Below are 16,534 nucleotides of genomic sequence, written 5' to 3'. Positions count from 1 at the left end.
TGCTCACCGATCTATCTGTGTAGCCTATATAATTAGATGGTATACATCTAAAGGGGCGATACATGCTGGATGGTATGTCGATTGATCAACTGCGTACTTTCATTGCTGCGGTTGATGAAGGCAGTTTCTCGGCCGCAGGTCGCAAACTTCGCCGGGCGCAGTCCGTCGTTAGCGCTACGCTGGCAAATCTGGAATCTCAGGTAGGTTTTCCTTTATTTGAGCGAACGGGACGTTACCCGAAACTGACGGAGGCGGGGGCAGCCTTACTGGAGGCCGCACGCCATACGCTTGCCGGAATGGACGCATTTAAGGCTAAGGCGCGTATCCTGGCAGAAGGCCTGGAACCCGAACTCGCCGTGTCTGTGGATGTGATGTTTCCGATAGAGGTCCTGACCGCAGTCGTGAAGGAATTTCATCTGGCCTTTCCCGGCACACCGTTGCGTCTTTATGTTGAGGCGCTGGGGGCGGTACTTCAGCCGTTGCTGGCCGGCAACTGTCGGGTCGCGATTATCGGCTCGCTACCGGATGTTCCGACCGGGTGTGCCTCTGAGTTCCTGCTCAGTGTTCCTGCCGTGGCTGTGGTCTCACCCGATCATCCTTTGGCTAAAATGGCTGGCCCAATTCTTCGGCCGGTTATGGAGAACGCTGTGCAGCTTGTATTGGCTGACCGCTCATCACTCACGGCGGGTCGCAACTTTGGTGTGATGTCGGCTAAGACGTGGCGTTTGGGTGACATGGGGGCAAAACATGCATTCTTGCGTGCGGGCCTCGGTTGGGGTTATATGCCTTTGCCTATGGTTGAGGACGATCTTGCTAATGGCAGACTGGTTATCCTGAACCTGGAGATACAGCCCGATGTTGGCCCTGGTTTTTCCATGCATGCGGTACATATGACGCAATATCCTCCAGGGCCAGCCGGACGCTGGTTTATTAATAAGCTTAAAACGCAGTAAACCAGGTTATCTGGCGGTCAGAGCACCAGATAACCGATATCCTGCATCAGAATGTATAAAATGCCCCGACGGTAAAGAGAAGATATTCATCCTTTTGCACAATGGGGCTGTTGCTTACACGGTCTGCAAGCGTGATATACCCTAAATCTGCATAGCCGGACCAGTTATCATTAAATGTGTGTTGCCAGTTAATATCGTAATTCACACTGTTTAATCCGCTACCCGCGTTGAAAGGCCTATATCCGGAATGGGTACTTTGATTTTCACTCACCCCAAACCAGGTATTATTATACCGTGCGTCGCCGTATTTTCTTTCGGTACTGATTAGCAGAGTATCTGTATCGTTAGCAAAAAGAACGACATTAAGTTTAATTTTATATTGCATTCCCTGGCTTTCAGTCAGCGGTGCCGTAATATTTCCCTCAAAGCCTATCCAGGGTGCCATCCACCATCCTGCCGTGGTGGTGGTATTCATTACGGTATTAATCTTACCCATACCTTTAAGTTTATCAGAGCCTTCCTGAAGCCAGGCGTTTCCGCTATCCGTGCGGCCAAGGGAATACCCCAGAGCTTGCCCCAGGTAAACGCCATTACTGAACTGATGGGAATAGACGATACCTTTGTCGGTATTGACGGACCAGTCATCGTAAGTCCATCCGAAATACGGCAGCGTATTGACATCATATTTATTCGAGCCGGTATATTCAGGCGCATATTGTGAACCCACGCCAATCGTGACATAAGATGCTTTTTTATCTGATGATGCCTGTGAAGCGAACGATGCAGCGATGAGTGTTACTAAGGCGATTTTTATTTCCTTCATAAAACTTCCTGAATGAATTATGCTTATATCTATGAATTGCGGAGTATGCGGGCGGTCAATCAATATTCCTGCAAGATTTAATCAAGATTCCATCAAGGTGCGAATGTGAAACGTGTTTTAATTATTGAAGACGATTTGGATGCCGCGAATGTGCTTGAGGCTTACCTTAAGCGCGATCAGTTTCAGACCTCTTCGGCCAGCAGCGGTAACCGGGGGCTCGAACTGGCATTCAGCTGGAAGCCCGACATTATTTTGCTGGATGTGATGTTGCCCGGCATGAGCGGGAACGATGTTCTGCTGGCCCTGCGCCGGCGCAGTGATATTCCCGTGATTATGATCACCGCCATCCGCGACGGCAGCGACAAAATCAGCGCCCTGCGATTTGGCGCGGATGACTATGTGGTGAAGCCCTATAACCCGGGTGAGGTGGTCGCCAGAGTCCATGCTGTACTCCGTCGTTATTCCGGCGAGCGCAGCAGCACGCTTATTGAGTACCGGGGACTGCAGGCAGATACAGAGTCCATGACGGTAAGCGTTGAGAGCGAGAACGGGCAACGGACAGCGCTGGATTTAACGCCGACGGAACTGCTGCTGCTGATGACATTTCTTAAGTCACCGAATAAGGCTTTCACCCGTCAGGCGCTTCTTGAAGCGTGTCTCCCAGAAAGTGAAGCCCTGGAGCGCGTTGTGGACACGCATATCTATAACTTGCGAAAAAAACTCGAGTCAGCGGGGCAGACTGATTTGCTGATAAACGTTAGAGGGATCGGTTACCGATTTGCAAATGCATGAAAAAGTTTACGTTATCTCCACGAGGCGAACCGAGTACGCTGTGGAACTGGATATGCAAGCGGCTGATATCCCTGGCTGTCGGAAGTATTATTCTTATTGCCTTTTTTATGTGGGTGCGATTTTTTGTTGAAAACAAATGGCACGCCTACCGGATGCCAGAGGCCGTCAGGGCTGAACTCTCAGTTCTGAGCAAGCACCCTGAACAGAACATCAACCGCTATCATGAAATTATCGACACCTGGTATGGGCTGTCCTACTCAGATCCGACGATGGGGATTAAGGACTGGGTCATTCTTGGCATCCTGGTTCTGATATTCATACCGATTATTTTTATGCTTACGCTGAAAACAGCGCGACCCATTTCCCATCATATTAGCCGGCTTGCCGGTGCGGCACGGTCTGTTGCTGAAGGCGGGTTTGGGACCCGTGTGCCCGTCCCGGACAATCTGCCGCTTGAATTGCGTAGCCTCAGCGAGAACTTTAACGGGATGTCGATGCAGCTGGAACGCTACGAGAAAGATTTGAAAAAATCGCATGTGATCATGGCACATGAATTGCGCTCGCCGCTGACGGCTGCCATCGGTCGTCTGCAGGGCATTATGGACGGCGTATTTGAACCCAGTCAGGCCCAGTTGAACATGATTATGCAGCAGATGAATGATTTAAACAGACTGGTTGACGATCTGCATCTGTTAAAACTGGCTGATGCCAACCAGCTGAATTTGAGCCTGGTATCAACCAGCCTGGACCAGATAATCCGTGAGAAAGTGGCATGGACGATGCCTTCAGCCCAAAGGGTGGGAGTGAACATTATCTACCATGAGGGGGAATCTGTGACCTGTCGGGTTGATCCGTACCGGATAGGCCAGGTCTTTTTGATCCTGATGGACAATGCTCTGCGCTACGCTGCGGAAGGGGGCATCCTGGATATTCGTTATCATGTCAGCGATAAAAAGGTATCCGTTATTTTCCGCGACAACGGTCCGGCAGTCCCGGACGCACTGCTTGAAACCATATTTTCACCGTTTGTGCGTGAGGAGCAGTCCCGTTCACGACATACCGGTGGGTCCGGGCTTGGGCTCTCTATTGCCCGAGCGATATGCGAGGCGCATCGCGGTACTATCTCTGCAGAACGGAATGCCAGCGGAGGGCTATCGTTCACGATGACGATACCGCTAAGCGAAAAGGAACAGCATTGACGGTTCCTTAACAAAGGGTGAACTGAATCTTGTAAAAATTGAGTTTAAATACATGGTAAACGGGGGTTTACCATGTCACCTGAATTACTTCTCTCTCTGCTTTCTGCCTTTCGTAAAATGGTACGATGTGGATGTTTTTTACTGTACATCGCACCGGTGATTGTCATATTTCAGGTTATCATTATTGTTTTACTGGATGCGCCGAAAGGAGATAAATAATTGTTGAGGGCAGGGCGGCGAATACAGTTCAAAGAACCAGTGATTTACCTGTGGGCTGGGTTTCGGCCCAAAGCAGTTTATAGTCCCATTTTTTATCATACAATCCGATTGAAAATTGCATTGCCTTATTTTCATTGCGACACACTTCTCGTGCATCAACAATATTTTTCCACATGAGCAGACTTCCTGGGCTGAATGCGGTGATCGACGGGTCAATCCCTCCGTTAGGAACATCAAAATACAGGCTTTTTTCACTACGGGCACACAGTACGAGATCTATCGCAACGGGGGCACCTTCAAAGAAAAGTACATTGCCGGTGACCATATGTGGCAGGGCGGTTAACAGTTCAGTGATGTTTTTCCTGTTATAGCATCTGACGCTGTCAGCAAAACGCAGCCTGAAAAGATGCACGTAAATATCAGCAATATCCGCCGGTGACATCTCTCTGAGCGGTATGCATTCTCCGCCCGCAGCCAGCATTTTTTTTAGCTCGCCGTTTCTTTTTTTCACCGTTTTACCTGAGAAAGACGTTTTAATCAGGCAAACCTTACGTTTTTCACGAAAAGCATAGGTGGCATTTATTATATTCCCACGCAGCGATGAAGACAGCCGGTTTGTTTTTACTGGCAGAACGATTTTTTGATCGGCAGCCATGGGGATAATAATTTCATCATAAGATACCGGGTAATCGCGCCAGACATTCAGGCCGAAGGTATTTTCATCACTGGTAAAGTACGCTGCGGAGACCTCGCCATCGCGTCGGTAATGCCAGAATGCGAAATCTTTTTCCTTCTTCTGCATAAAGAAATTGATAATGTCGGGGTGAGTATTAACACTGCCGCCGTACTTATAATAAGCCGCCTGGTAATGCGTGAAGTTTGAACGTTCCCATCCAAAAAGCGAATGTCTGAAGCCCATTATTGTTTCTCCTTGCAATCTCATCAGAGGGCGCTGTCAGCGCCGGGCAGTTCTGTCTGAACAGGCTGATTATCCCGACTGTTAATCAATAAACGGTCAAGGCAAAATCAAGATTGCTGCAATCTCCGTTGGCGGAGTTAATTTTGCCTGTCTCATGAAATATCTGCTTACATTCCAGCTAGCGCTATGCTCTTTACATTGACACTAGTGTCAATGTTGTAGAGTGCATCTATGACGAGGAGAAAGGTATGCGACCATCTGAACTGGCGGCGCTCACTGGCGTCAGCACCCGAGTGCTAAGACATTATGAAGCTAAAGGACTGATTGTTTCTCAGCGGTTGGACAACGGTTATCGGAATTACGACGCAAAAGACGTCGAGAAAGTGAGATGGATAACCTCGCTTTTAAAATGTGGGTTCAGTACCCGACAGATTGCAGAGCTGGAAAAGTTTTCTCAGGTAAGTGACATGGATGATGCGCGTTTTATCCAGTGTCTGGCGCAGCACAGAGAAAAACTTCGGGCACTGGACACGCTTATCGAATTACTTAATGAACGCAGAAATACACTTGCCACGCGTATTCACGCCTACGAGTGATCGCTCTGTCTGAGCAGTAATAACAGGAAACATCATCATGAAACAGTTAGACAATAAAGTCGCGTTAATTACCGGTGGCAGTAGCGGTATCGGGCTGGCCACGGCCAAACGGTTTATTGAAGAAGGCGCAAAGGTGATTATCACTGGCAGGAATGCAGAAACCCTGCAGCAGGCGATGAATGAACTCGGTGACGATAATGCACTGTCAATACAACACGATAATAGTGACATACGAAGTCATGAAAACCTCTTTCGCATTATTAACGAAAAGTACGGCAAGCTGGATGTGATGTTTGCAAATGCCGGCGTTATTGTGCTTTCCGATTTTCCGGCTTCCTCCGAAGATGATTTTAATACCCAGTTTGATATCAACGTAAAAGGGACGTTTTTCGCCGTGCAACAGGCCCTCCCGTTAATGTCCGACGGTGGCTCGATAATATTAACGTCCTCCATTGCGCATTATAAAGGGTTCGATGGCCACACTATCTATGCCGCCTCAAAAGCCGCGCTGCGATCTTTTGCCCGCAGCTGGACGACCGACCTTAAAGGCCGTGGGATCCGCGTGAATTGTCTTAGCCCAGGACCCGTCGCCACACCGATTATCAGTAAAATGGGCGTTTCCCTGAGCGATCGCGAGATTTTTGACGCCAGCATCGCAAGTCGTATTCCGTTAGGTCGCTTAGGTAAACCCGACGAGGTGGCTGCGGCGGTGCTGTTTCTTGCATCGGATGAAAGCAGTTTTATTTCGGGTATCGACCTGTCTGTCGATGGCGGGATGGGGCAAATTTAGCGGCGCGTGCAGCGCTGATAAAAAAAACATCAAATTTGATTAAAGCACATCAATTTTGCTAGAGCAGGCAGGTTTGACTTTCACTACTCTTGGTGCGGTAACGACATTTTCATCATCCGCTGTTAACAGGTATCGCTATGAAAAAACGTATTATTATTGCCGGTTCGGGTTTTGCAGGTATGTGGGCCGCCATTTCAGCAGCAAGGCTGGTACAAATGGAAAAGGCAAATGATCGGATTGAGATTTTTTTGGTTTCACCGGAACCTGCATTAACCATTCGTCCAAGATTGTATGAAGCCGTGCTTGAAAATATGGCACCCTCTATTCTGCATGTTCTTGAGGCTGCGGGTGTGCACTATATTGCCGGTTATGTCACCGGTATTGATGCAGAAAATAAAACTATCTCGGTAAAAAAAGAGAGTGGCGAAACCTCAGTTAATTTTGACAGTTTTGTGCTGGCCACCGGAAGCCAGGCATTTCACCCTGAACTGCCGGGGATCACGGAATACAGTTTTGACGTGAACTCATTGAATGCTGCTCATGAACTGGAGCAACACCTCATGTCGTTAGCTTCAGAGCCTGATTCTCCCGCACGAAATACTGTTGTTGTCGCCGGTGGGGGCCTGACCGGGCTTGAGACCGCCACTGAAATGCCGGAACGCCTCAGAGACCTCTTGGGTTCGGAGCGCCATTTGCAGGTTATTATTGTGGACAGTTCGAACAAAATTGGTCAGGCGATGGGCGAGGATGCCTGTGAGATCATCAATCAGGCGCTCGCCAGTAATGGCGTGACTGTACGAACGGGCGTCAGAGTGCGCGCAATCAACGCTGAGGGGGTGATGCTCTCGGACGATGAATTTATCCCCAGCAAAACGGTGATATGGACGGCGGGAATGCGGGCCAGCGCGTTAGCCGGGCTCATCCCGGGCGACCACGATAGTCTGGGCCGTGTTATAGGGGATGCGTATCTGCGGGCACCTGGCGCCAGGGGTATCTTCGTTACCGGCGATACCGTAAAAGTCCCTACGGATGATGAAGGTAATTATAACGTCATGTCCTGCCAGCATGCGATGAGCCTGGGGCGCGTCGCCGGTCATAACGCGGCAGCAGAAATACTGGGATTACCGCTGCATTCTTACAGCCAGCCAAAATATGTTACCTGTCTTGATCTGGGCAAATGGGGGGCGGTCTACACGGAAGGCTGGGATCATCAGGTTATGTACCAGGGCATTGAAGCGAAAAAAATAAAGCAGGAAATTAATACTCAGTGGATTTATCCGCCAGAACCCGACAGAGAGAAAATGTTTTCTGTTGCTAACCCTGATTATATTATTGTTCCGTAACAGGGCATCTCTGTTGATGCTGCCTGGCGGCTGGCGGCTGGCGGCTGGCGGCTGGCGGCATCAACGCATGTTCTTTTTTTCACGCCATTGACCGGGAGTCAAGCCTGTTATTTTTCTGAAGGCCTGGGTAAATGCATTTTGCGAGCCATAGCCGCTTTCAATGGCAATTTCTGTAATCAGTTTATCGGTGTGTTGTAACTCGTGGAAAGCGCGTTCCATTACGCGCTGCTTAAGCCACCCGTACGGGGTTAAGCCGGTACTGTTTTTAAAGGCACGGCAGAAATGAGCTGAGGAAACTCCCAGCTCAAGAGCCAGTGATTTAATCGTGACATCCCCTATGGGGCTCTTATCCAGTTTTTCCAGCGCCATTTTTAATGCGCGCGAAGACAATACTCCTTGCGACTGACCTGCGGCTGTCAGCGTGTTGGAGTGGTTTTTTATTAACTGTAATATTAATGACAGTGTTAAGTGCTCGCAGAGCAGTTGGTTAATTTTGTTATTGTCAGAAATGATTTCCGCAACGGCCAGCGTAATTTTTGATGCCGTCTCATCAAAATGCGCTGTGCGTAAGAGTAACTCAGCAGTGGGTATCTCCATTTGATTCAGAAGATCGGCGAAAATATTATCAGGAATATATAAATGCATAACATCTACAAGACCAGCAATATCCCAGCGAGATGTACTTCCCTGAGGAATTGTCGTGATGGCGCCTTTCCGTATCGTGTTTTTAACGATTTTATTTTCTGTTTTTCGCTCAACACGCTGCATATGTCCAACGTGAGCAATAATCACATGTTGATCGAGTGGCGGGATAGTTTCATGCAATGGCCCATGCGGCCAGTGATAACAGCGAATTTGCAGCGCATCTCCACTGTCTATGCCTAATTCAGGTCGGTTCTTTAATACCTGAGCCATTTTATGAACGGCATCGTCAAGAGGAATGTCATGATTTTTCATGAGTATACCTGTTAATAACAGTGGGCATCATAAGAGTATAGCGATGTTTTAACCCTGTTTCATTGTGTTCTGTCTGCATGTTTATTTTTGATGATGGGAAATAACAGAGGGGAAAAAGTCATTTCTACGGTGTGTATACCCTTAAATCGATTAATTATGTTGTCTGGAGGAAATATGGCGATATCTAAGAATGATGCAGCGTCGTTAGCACCTGTTAATGGTACTTCGCATGTTGAAGCCGTTTATGAAAAGGTGCCATCACGTTATGCACTACAGGTCGGTAAGATTGATGTTCTGGTGATCAGTGACGGCGTGTTGTCATTACCTGGACCCATGTTGGGTCATAACGCGGAGGCCTCCGAACGTACCCACTGGTTTGAAGATAAGTTTCTGCCTGCCGATTTTCTCGACTGGGCCTTAAATGTGGTTCTCGTGCATAGCGGTGACCGGACGATCCTGGTTGATGCAGGGATGGGGGAGGCTTTCCCTGATTTACCCCGCGCCGGTCGAACGGTTAACCGCCTGGCGTCAGCGGGGATAGATCTTGCCAGCGTCACGGATGTGATTATCACGCATCTGCATATGGATCACGTTGGTGGGCTGCTTATTGAGGGTGTGAAAGCGCGCATGCGGTCAGACCTTCGCATTCATGTCGCTGCTGCTGAGGTGGAATTTTGGCGTGACCCCGATTTTTCACAGGTTTCCATGCCGCCTGGTTTCCCGGAAGCACTGCGCCAAACCGCTACCCAATTTTTGCAAGCGTACCAGACTCAACTGCACACATTCGAAGAGGAATACGAGGTTGCACCCGGCGTGTGTGTCGTTCGTACAGGCGGGCATACTCCCGGACACAGCGTGGTAAGGCTGGCCTCTGAGGGGGAACGACTCACCTTTGCCGGCGATGCTATTTTCCAGGTTGGGTTTGAACATCCTGACTGGTTCAATGGTTTCGACCATTATCCCGAAGAAGCGGCACAGATTCGCATTCGTCTGCTGCAGGAACTGGCTGATAACAGGGAGTCGTTAATCGCTACTCATCTCTCATTCCCGTCTGTCTGCCATGTTGCTGTCGACGGAGATACGTTCCGTTGCATTCCGGGTCCCTGGGATTATTAAGAATACCGCTGATGTCATTTTCACGGATACCGGCAGGAACATAAGAGGCATTACTTATACGGCCATCCCTCAGACGAGGGATGGCGTTCAGGGGGGAGAGAGATATTTACTTCGCCGCTTCCTCAATAAGTGTGGCAACGTCCTGCGGATGAGAAACCATCACGACATGGGATGCGCCCTTGATCACCACGGTGTGTTTTGATCCCGCGCGTTCAGCCATGAATCGCAAACCCTGGGCGGGGATATTTTTGTCGCCGTCACCGTAAATGAAGTAAGAGGGCAGTTTTTTCCAGGCAGGTGCCCCTGACTTTTCAGTTAAAGCCGCTTCGGTAATCGGTCTTTGCCCTGCGGCCATCAGCGCCGCCTCTTTAGCTGAAACGTCATGTGCGAATTGCTGGTGGAACTTCGCCTGGTCGATGGAGAGATCGACGCTACCATCAGCCAGCTTCACCGGTGCGGCGAGCGCCTGGCCAAGCGTGCCGCCAGGGAATTTTCCGGCCAGGTCGGCCGCCGCTTCACCGGCATCCGGAGCAAATGCGGCGACATACACCAGCGATTTCACATTGTTTGTATCACGGGCCGCGTTCGTAATGACCTGGCCACCATAGGAATGGCCAACAAGGACGACCGGCCCCTTAATATTGTTCACCACGGAAGAGACGTAAGCCGCATCAGTCGAAACACTGCGCAGCGGATTCGCCGCAGCGACGACGTTATACCCGTCCTTTTGCAGGATTTGGGTAACGCCATTCCAGCTCGAAGAGTCGGCAAAGGCACCATGAACCAGGACAACAGTCGGCTTAGCGGTTTCTGCGATAGCGCTGGCAGACAGCAAAACGGTGGCAACGGCAAGGGAGGCAGCAAATTTGGACATGATCGTTCCTCTTTTCAATTCAGTTTAAAGGCTATGCGTATGATGGTTGCGGCCTGTCTGGAACAGGCCACCTTGTTAGCTGCGAATAAAGGCCAGTACGTCAGCGTTAAAGCGATCGGCTTCTGTCTCCGCCAGTCCATGTGAACCGCCGGCATATATTGTCAGCGTCGCATTCGCGACGATCTCAGCGGCGCGGTGTGCGGATGCCTTAATGGGGACAATCTGGTCGTCGTCGCCATGAATAATCAGGGTAGGGCGATCAATCTGCTGCAGGTCGTGTGTGTAATCGACTTCAGAGAACTCATGGATGCAGTCATATTGCCCCTTAATACCGCCCTGCAGGGCGATTCTGCGGAAGTTTTCCCGCAACCCGTCATTGGTGGGGACATGGTCACGGTTGAAGCCATAGAACGGAACCGTCAGGTCGAAGTAAAACTGTGAGCGGTTTTTGGCCGTGCCTTCGCGGATGGCATCAAACACCTCCATTGGGGTGCCGTCAGGATTGGCATCCGTCCGGAGCATCAGAGGAGGGACTGCGCCGACCAGAACGACTTTAGCCACACGTGAGGTACCATGACGACCGATATAATGTGCAACTTCGCCGCCCCCTGTTGAGTGACCCACTAAAATCAGATCCTTCAGATCCAGCGCCTCAATCAGCTCAGCGAGATCGTCCGCATACTGATCCATATTGTTACCGTGGAAAGTCTGGTCCGAACGCCCGTGGCTGCGACGGTCGTGTGCGATGACCCGGAAACCCTTCTGGCTGAAAAACAGCATCTGCTGATCCCAGGCATCAGACGATAACGGCCATCCATGAGCGAAGAGGATAGGCTGACCTGAACCCCAGTCTTTGTAGAAAATGCCGGTTCCGTCTGTGGTGGTGAAAGTTGTCATTTCGTTCTCCTGTCATGTGTTGTGCTATTAGTTTGTGTACGACTTGTTTGTGTGCAAATGAATATGGCAGCCCTTTTTGCCTTTGTCAATCGCTTGCAATTAAATCGTATGCAAATTATTTTAGGGAGACTGGAGGACATATGACTAAACACACTACTTCCGAGGATTCCCTGCCCGATGTGCACGGTATGCTCTGTTTCTCTCTTTACTCAGCGGGACATGCTTTTACCCAGCTCTATCGTCCCATGCTCGATAAGCTTGGCCTGACCTATCCCCAGTATCTTGTGATGGTCACCTTGTGGAATCAGGATGGGCGGACAGTGAAGGAACTGAGTGGAATTCTTTTTCTTGAGTCCAGTACGCTGACCCCTTTACTGAAACGGCTGGAGACTGCGGGGTTGATCACCCGGACACGCAATCCGAAGGATGAGCGCGAAGTGCTTATCCACCTAACGGAGAAGGGTGAGGCGCTGAAAAGCGAGACCAGCACTATCACGCGCTGTATTGTGGATACCCTTGGGATGGACGCCGACATCATTGCTGACATCAAAGCATCAGTTGATAAGATCCGTGACAAGATCCACCGTGCGCAGAAACCGGACGCCGATGACCTATCCTGATTGAGGCGGATTCGGGTTCCTGATAAGTGTACGTCTGGTGACTGACAAGACAGGTACCGGGGAGTTACTTTGCTTTAACTGCCGGGGTGGGCGGGTGCAATGTCCGCTGCGCCCCGAAGCGACTCTTCAACAGCGTTCATGCACTGCTGTAAAGAATATTGACTTACCCATTGTTGTTTATTCACTGGCGGTTCAGTTTTGGCAATAACACAAAAAGCAAAAATGACAGTAAGAACATGGCGGTGACTGACATGGCAAGAGGGGTGAGCCCACCCGTAATAAAATGTCCAGTTATGAGTGACCCCAGCGCAGTCGTTATGAAGGTGAGGAAAATCATAAGCGCAGATCCTCTGGCATCATTACTGCCTGCAGAAACGATACCCCTGTAGAAGGCGACGGGGCCCCTTAACCCCAGCGCAAAACCCATTGGCGTAAAGAGTATGGTCATAACAAAAGCCCGGCTTCCGTTCAGGAAACCATATCCCGATAGCGCGAAGGCGCTGAGCAATGCCATAAGCGTGCCGGCAAGAATTACTTTTTCATGGCTAAAACGTTCAGCCAACCCCGGAGAAATGTTGGCGGCGATGATGTAACCTCCTACGTTCAACATTTGCATAAGGATGAAGTCATTCAGGTTCCCGCCCATGGAAAGGATAATGACGCTTGGTGCTCCGAATACGAACGTTATCAGACCGCCAACGGCCAAAGCCTGGCTCAATGCATAGCGAAGATAAACAGCATTTTTCAATAATTGTACGTACGTTCCAGGCGTGTGCTGGCCTGGGTTTCGTTCTGGTCCCTTTGCAAACCTTATCATTACAGCTAAAGCCATCGTCAGTACGCCCAGAGAGATAAACGTGATTCTCCAGTTAAAGAACTGCAGGATAAGTGTACCTACTACAGGGGCTATCGCCGGAACTAATGCCTGTATGCTCCCTAACAATCCAATTGCCCGGGCTGCCTTCCGATGAGGAAACAAACCTCTAATAAATCCAGGGATGAAAACTGATGCTGCAGCAGAAGCCATCCCTTGTATAAATCGTAATATTAAAAGAAGTGTTATTTCTGGAGCATACGCGCAACCAAAAGAAGTTAGTGAAAATAAAAGTAGCGCAAAGAAGAGCATCCTGATTTTGCTGAAGCGATCGGCCAGGTTACCAAATAGTAATAAACCACAGGCATTACCTGCTACATATATGGAGAGTATCCTTTGTGATATCTCCGATGAGATATTAAAGACTGTAGCAAAAAGTGGAATAGCAGGCAAAACCATATCGGTGCCGGCGGCGGTAGACATCGCACAGAGTATTAGATACAAAAATGTGGTCATGTTATTTCATATTCGATGTAATGAGCGCTCATGCCTGTTGTTTAAATGTATGTCTGGGATTATCACCCCGTAAGATTGGCTTTGAGTTGTTTCTTCAGCGGTAGCGAGGCAAAACATGCGTCAATAGCATTGATATTGCAAACCAGAAATTCTTCTGTGTCCCATCCAAAAACATGATGTAATAGTTGATATTCTTTATCCAGTGAGGTGTTGGCAACGGTTCTGGCATCAGTATTAATGCTTAATGAAATGCCTTCACGAAAAAGCGCATTAACAGGGTGCTCTTCAATGGAAGGATAAATATTACAGACAATGTTACAACCCGGGCAAATCTCCAGATGGATATGCTCTTCAAGCAACCGATCTAGTGTCGCTCTGTCAGCAATGCTTCTGACGCCATGTCCGATGCGAGAAACTTTCAGTTTATTAAGCGTTTCATTTACGCTGACGAAATCCTTAGCCTCTCCTGCATGTGCGATACAGTTGCCTCCATGCTGGCGTACATAATTAAACGCCTCAACATGGTTATCCAGCGGGTAGCGGGCTTCATCAGCTGCAAGGTCAAGCGCGACAACCCCATAATGCAGGTATTTTGTCACCAGTCTTGCCGTCTCAAGGCTCTGTTCTGCCGTAAAATGACGCAGTGTACATAATATTAAATTGGCTTTGATATCAAAAATATGGCTATTTATCTGCATGGCATCCAGGACGGTTTCAATGACCTCTTCAGCCGTAAGATATTGATTAAGATGTAAGAGTGGCGCAAAGCGTAACTCAGCATAAATTACCCCATCAGCATGGAGTTGATCAAACATGTCTTCGACGGCCTGACGTAATGCAGTGTGGGTTTGTAATAAGCTCAGCTGTGGAGAAATTCTTCTTAAAAAATCTCCCAGGTCAGTACATTGACTCGGTGCGATAAAATTCGACTGAAATACTTTAAGATTCAGTGCAGGCATCAGCATTTTTGCGCAATGATAGCTAATACACGTATCCAAATGAACGTGAAGCTCAATTTTCGGAATCCTTCGGGAATTAAAATGCATCTAAAGTTCCTCTATACATCATTGCGGAGTCTGCGAGTAACGAGAATAATTTCTCTTTGAACATACCACTTTTTATTTTAAGTATAATTCTGGCATTGGGTGCTTTCCCTGTAAGGTTTGTCGCATCGATAACATAATGTCCATACGATGACTCACATTTGTACTCCACCCAGGAATAACGGGAAAACGCCTCCTCAACAATATCAGGAAAAAGCGCTACTGCCATGGTGGTGGGGTCTGGCAAATCAAAACCCTTGCGTACCGTTCGGCCTGCATTAAACTCCATCAAGGATTTGTTGCATCTTACGGCGAACTGACCCAAGGGGCTCAGTTGATTGAGGTATGCTATATCATCTTCATTAATGAAAGCTTCTCCCATGCCTATTTCCCACCCAACGACTGTCATAGGGAGCCCTGATTGCATCACTATATTAGCGGCTTCCGCATCAACAAAAAAATTGAACTCAGCCAGAGGCGTGATATTTCCCGAAGTAAGGCCGGCACCGCCCATGATATAAACTTGTTTAATTTTTTTCGCAAGCGTTGGTTCCTTCAGTACTGCCATTGCCAGATTAGTCAGAGGTCCCAGGGTAACGATCTCAAGTTCACCTTTGAATTTTTCTGCATAAAGAAGAATCGCATCCACCGCATGAAGTGATTCCGACTTTAGGGTGGTGGGGGGATTTTCCATATTACCCATACCATCTTTGCCATGAATATGGTGAGAAGTGAAGTGGGTTTTAAAAAGCGGCTTTGTCATTCCGGAAAATACAGGAGGAGCATATGTTCCGGCTTTTTCAATACTCACTAATGCGTTTTGAACACACTGTTCGATCTCACAGTTACCAACGACTACTGTTATTGCTTCAACCCTAACGGTACGCTCTCTGAGTGCCATCACAATAGCGACTGCGTCATCAGAAGCGGTATCAGTATCAATAAGTAATTTTCTCATAGTATTTCTCTCAGTAAGGAAGCTTGTCACGAGATAAGATGACGAACAATGCATCCAAAAAAAAGGACATCTATCTCTTTTTAGTGGACATGCCAGTCGGTCTCGCTTCAATAACGATTAGTATTCTGAGCGCTAACTTCGCTAAGATATTTGTGAAAAAATCGTGTGCCATAGTTTTTATATATGGTTAGTGCTTTTATAAAATAAAAAACTTGTGATTGAAAAAGGCTTCATATAAATGAACCATCTTCCGATGGCGTTGAAAGCGGCTGTGGTAGAATGTGGTGCGAAGGTTATTTGCAGATTACTCTGGCTTTAATAATTCACTGTCTTTCACTATAATCGTTTTATTCTTGAGTTCTATGATTTGATTTTCTTGTAACTCTGCTAAAACTCGATTGAGATGTCTCACCGAAATGGAAAGAAATGATGCGACCAATTCTCTTCGCTCAAGCCTGATAACGGAACCATGTTTATTATATTCATTCATGAGGTAATTTGACACTCTCTGTAATGAACTTAAACACATAGTGGTTTTTAATTGAGAAGAGATGAATAATTTATTTGCAAGTTGTTGGCAAAGAAAACGAAGAAAAACTGGCTCATTTAATCCAATTGTATTTATATAGTTAAGTGAAAAATAAACTATCGTTGACGTCTTAAGGATCTTTACTGTACTCAGATTTCTGCTGGTGCTATCATGTTGGAAAATTTCAATGGCACCAATCACAGAGAGAGGTTCTTCTATACAAAAAGTAATATCTTTACCATCTTTAGATAAATGCTCTATTTGTACCTTACCTTTAATTAAACAGTAAACTCCCGATGGGGAATCTCCTTGGTGGAGTAAAATCTCTCCCTTATTAAAAATCAGTAATTTAGCTCTACTGAGTATGTCATCTGGTAAAATGAATTTAAGTTTAGAGTTCAGAATGTCAGAATGTGATAAATCTATTTGTAATGATTTCATAAAGGTGACTCAACGCTTTGTTTGTGAATTATTATAGATTGCGCATGAAATAATCTCAAGTCATATGCCTGGCATCCCCAGGTTAACCTGTCAGCGATGATATTTCTGGCGCATCTATACCATTTTCTCAAATCG

The 16,534-nt window shown here is 47.8% G+C and carries 17 protein-coding genes; 8 read left to right on the top strand and 9 right to left on the bottom strand.

Going from position 1 to position 16,534, the window contains the following annotated elements:
• Window positions 1-74 precede the first annotated feature (74 nt).
• The gene (locus BH714_RS08600; protein ID WP_335671954.1) at window positions 75-953 is read left to right on the top strand and encodes a LysR family transcriptional regulator; all 879 of its coding nucleotides are present in this window, start codon (window positions 75-77) and stop codon (window positions 951-953) included.
• A 46-nt stretch (window positions 954-999) separates the two neighbouring features.
• Here BH714_RS08600 and BH714_RS08595 read toward each other — a convergent pair whose 3' ends face one another.
• The gene (locus BH714_RS08595; RefSeq protein ID WP_040017670.1) at window positions 1,000-1,776 is read right to left on the bottom strand and encodes a MipA/OmpV family protein; all 777 of its coding nucleotides are present in this window, start codon (window positions 1,774-1,776) and stop codon (window positions 1,000-1,002) included.
• A 105-nt stretch (window positions 1,777-1,881) separates the two neighbouring features.
• On the opposite strand from BH714_RS08595, the gene BH714_RS08590 reads away from it, so the two are divergent.
• Both BH714_RS08590 and BH714_RS08585 read left to right on the top strand, forming a co-directional pair.
• Entirely contained in the window at window positions 1,882-2,568 is a 687-nt protein-coding gene (locus tag BH714_RS08590; RefSeq protein ID WP_020882404.1) for a response regulator, read from the top strand.
• The gene (locus BH714_RS08585) at window positions 2,565-3,767 is read left to right on the top strand and encodes a sensor histidine kinase (protein ID WP_052445450.1); all 1,203 of its coding nucleotides are present in this window, start codon (window positions 2,565-2,567) and stop codon (window positions 3,765-3,767) included. Before BH714_RS08590 ends, BH714_RS08585 begins: the two co-directional genes overlap by 4 nt.
• 247 nt (window positions 3,768-4,014) lie before the next feature.
• Here BH714_RS08585 and BH714_RS08580 read toward each other — a convergent pair whose 3' ends face one another.
• A complete protein-coding gene (locus BH714_RS08580) occupies window positions 4,015-4,905 on the bottom strand; it encodes a GNAT family protein (RefSeq protein WP_040017668.1) in 891 nt (296 codons plus the stop codon).
• 248 nt (window positions 4,906-5,153) lie between these two features.
• Here BH714_RS08580 and BH714_RS08575 point away from each other — a divergent pair, with 248 nt between their 5' ends.
• The 3 genes from BH714_RS08575 (at window position 5,154) to BH714_RS08565 (ending at window position 7,634) form a co-directional block, all read left to right on the top strand.
• Window positions 5,154-5,501 (top strand): MerR family transcriptional regulator, encoded by a 348-nt coding sequence (locus BH714_RS08575; protein WP_025203954.1) that lies wholly within the window; start codon window positions 5,154-5,156, stop codon window positions 5,499-5,501.
• 37 nt (window positions 5,502-5,538) lie between these two features.
• Window positions 5,539-6,291 (top strand): glucose 1-dehydrogenase, encoded by a 753-nt coding sequence (locus BH714_RS08570; RefSeq protein WP_040017667.1) that lies wholly within the window; start codon window positions 5,539-5,541, stop codon window positions 6,289-6,291.
• Between the two features lie 137 nt (window positions 6,292-6,428).
• A complete protein-coding gene (locus BH714_RS08565) occupies window positions 6,429-7,634 on the top strand; it encodes an NAD(P)/FAD-dependent oxidoreductase (protein WP_040017666.1) in 1,206 nt (401 codons plus the stop codon).
• A 60-nt stretch (window positions 7,635-7,694) separates the two neighbouring features.
• On the opposite strand, the gene BH714_RS08560 is transcribed toward BH714_RS08565, so the two are convergent.
• Window positions 7,695-8,591 carry an AraC family transcriptional regulator gene (locus BH714_RS08560; protein WP_040017664.1) on the bottom strand — a complete coding sequence of 299 codons (897 nt, stop codon included), beginning with the start codon at window positions 8,589-8,591 and terminating at the stop codon, window positions 7,695-7,697.
• A gap of 174 nt (window positions 8,592-8,765) precedes the next feature.
• Between BH714_RS08560 and BH714_RS08555 the strand changes: the two genes are divergently transcribed.
• Window positions 8,766-9,707: an MBL fold metallo-hydrolase gene (locus tag BH714_RS08555; RefSeq protein WP_040017663.1), complete on the top strand. Its 942-nt coding sequence runs from the start codon at window positions 8,766-8,768 to the stop codon at window positions 9,705-9,707.
• 106 nt (window positions 9,708-9,813) lie between these two features.
• Here BH714_RS08555 and BH714_RS08550 read toward each other — a convergent pair whose 3' ends face one another.
• Both BH714_RS08550 and BH714_RS08545 read right to left on the bottom strand, forming a co-directional pair.
• Window positions 9,814-10,581 (bottom strand): alpha/beta fold hydrolase, encoded by a 768-nt coding sequence (locus BH714_RS08550; RefSeq protein ID WP_020882412.1) that lies wholly within the window; start codon window positions 10,579-10,581, stop codon window positions 9,814-9,816.
• A 75-nt stretch (window positions 10,582-10,656) separates the two neighbouring features.
• The gene (locus BH714_RS08545) at window positions 10,657-11,478 is read right to left on the bottom strand and encodes an alpha/beta fold hydrolase (RefSeq protein ID WP_040017662.1); all 822 of its coding nucleotides are present in this window, start codon (window positions 11,476-11,478) and stop codon (window positions 10,657-10,659) included.
• 140 nt (window positions 11,479-11,618) lie between these two features.
• Between BH714_RS08545 and BH714_RS08540 the strand changes: the two genes are divergently transcribed.
• The gene (locus BH714_RS08540) at window positions 11,619-12,098 is read left to right on the top strand and encodes a MarR family winged helix-turn-helix transcriptional regulator (RefSeq protein ID WP_025203961.1); all 480 of its coding nucleotides are present in this window, start codon (window positions 11,619-11,621) and stop codon (window positions 12,096-12,098) included.
• A gap of 181 nt (window positions 12,099-12,279) precedes the next feature.
• On the opposite strand, the gene BH714_RS08535 is transcribed toward BH714_RS08540, so the two are convergent.
• The 4 genes from BH714_RS08535 to BH714_RS23565 form a co-directional block, all read right to left on the bottom strand.
• On the bottom strand, window positions 12,280-13,428 hold the full coding sequence (locus tag BH714_RS08535; protein ID WP_040017661.1) for an MFS transporter: 1,149 nt from the start codon (window positions 13,426-13,428) through the stop codon (window positions 12,280-12,282).
• A 62-nt stretch (window positions 13,429-13,490) separates the two neighbouring features.
• Window positions 13,491-14,474: an adenosine deaminase gene (add, locus tag BH714_RS08530; protein WP_040017659.1), complete on the bottom strand. Its 984-nt coding sequence runs from the start codon at window positions 14,472-14,474 to the stop codon at window positions 13,491-13,493.
• On the bottom strand, window positions 14,464-15,429 hold the full coding sequence (locus BH714_RS08525) for a nucleoside hydrolase (RefSeq protein WP_040017658.1): 966 nt from the start codon (window positions 15,427-15,429) through the stop codon (window positions 14,464-14,466). Before BH714_RS08525 ends, add begins: the two co-directional genes overlap by 11 nt.
• A gap of 304 nt (window positions 15,430-15,733) precedes the next feature.
• On the bottom strand, window positions 15,734-16,399 hold the full coding sequence (locus BH714_RS23565) for a Crp/Fnr family transcriptional regulator (RefSeq protein ID WP_020882419.1): 666 nt from the start codon (window positions 16,397-16,399) through the stop codon (window positions 15,734-15,736).
• Window positions 16,400-16,534 lie beyond the last annotated feature (135 nt).

Source organism: Enterobacter ludwigii, assembly GCF_001750725.1.
Classification (GTDB): domain Bacteria; phylum Pseudomonadota; class Gammaproteobacteria; order Enterobacterales; family Enterobacteriaceae; genus Enterobacter; species Enterobacter ludwigii.
The sequence above is the reverse complement of the archived record's forward strand: the minus strand, read 5'-3'. Positions and strand labels throughout refer to the sequence as shown.

Excerpts from the sequence above, each read along its gene's own strand:
- BH714_RS08600 (WP_335671954.1), top strand. The coding sequence starts at position 75 with ATGTCGATTGATCAACTGCGTACTTTCATTGCTGCGGTTGATGAAGGC.
- BH714_RS08595 (WP_040017670.1), bottom strand. The coding sequence starts at position 1,776 with ATGAAGGAAATAAAAATCGCCTTAGTAACACTCATCGCTGCATCGTTC.
- BH714_RS08585 (WP_052445450.1), top strand. The coding sequence starts at position 2,565 with ATGAAAAAGTTTACGTTATCTCCACGAGGCGAACCGAGTACGCTGTGG.
- BH714_RS08580 (WP_040017668.1), bottom strand. The coding sequence starts at position 4,905 with ATGGGCTTCAGACATTCGCTTTTTGGATGGGAACGTTCAAACTTCACG.
- BH714_RS08575 (WP_025203954.1), top strand. The coding sequence starts at position 5,154 with ATGCGACCATCTGAACTGGCGGCGCTCACTGGCGTCAGCACCCGAGTG.
- BH714_RS08570 (WP_040017667.1), top strand. The coding sequence starts at position 5,539 with ATGAAACAGTTAGACAATAAAGTCGCGTTAATTACCGGTGGCAGTAGC.
- BH714_RS08565 (WP_040017666.1), top strand. The coding sequence starts at position 6,429 with ATGAAAAAACGTATTATTATTGCCGGTTCGGGTTTTGCAGGTATGTGG.
- BH714_RS08560 (WP_040017664.1), bottom strand. The coding sequence starts at position 8,591 with ATGAAAAATCATGACATTCCTCTTGACGATGCCGTTCATAAAATGGCT.
- BH714_RS08555 (WP_040017663.1), top strand. The coding sequence starts at position 8,766 with ATGGCGATATCTAAGAATGATGCAGCGTCGTTAGCACCTGTTAATGGT.
- BH714_RS08550 (WP_020882412.1), bottom strand. The coding sequence starts at position 10,581 with ATGTCCAAATTTGCTGCCTCCCTTGCCGTTGCCACCGTTTTGCTGTCT.
- BH714_RS08545 (WP_040017662.1), bottom strand. The coding sequence starts at position 11,478 with ATGACAACTTTCACCACCACAGACGGAACCGGCATTTTCTACAAAGAC.
- BH714_RS08540 (WP_025203961.1), top strand. The coding sequence starts at position 11,619 with ATGACTAAACACACTACTTCCGAGGATTCCCTGCCCGATGTGCACGGT.
- BH714_RS08535 (WP_040017661.1), bottom strand. The coding sequence starts at position 13,428 with ATGACCACATTTTTGTATCTAATACTCTGTGCGATGTCTACCGCCGCC.
- add (WP_040017659.1), bottom strand. The coding sequence starts at position 14,474 with ATGCATTTTAATTCCCGAAGGATTCCGAAAATTGAGCTTCACGTTCAT.
- BH714_RS08525 (WP_040017658.1), bottom strand. The coding sequence starts at position 15,429 with ATGAGAAAATTACTTATTGATACTGATACCGCTTCTGATGACGCAGTC.
- BH714_RS23565 (WP_020882419.1), bottom strand. The coding sequence starts at position 16,399 with ATGAAATCATTACAAATAGATTTATCACATTCTGACATTCTGAACTCT.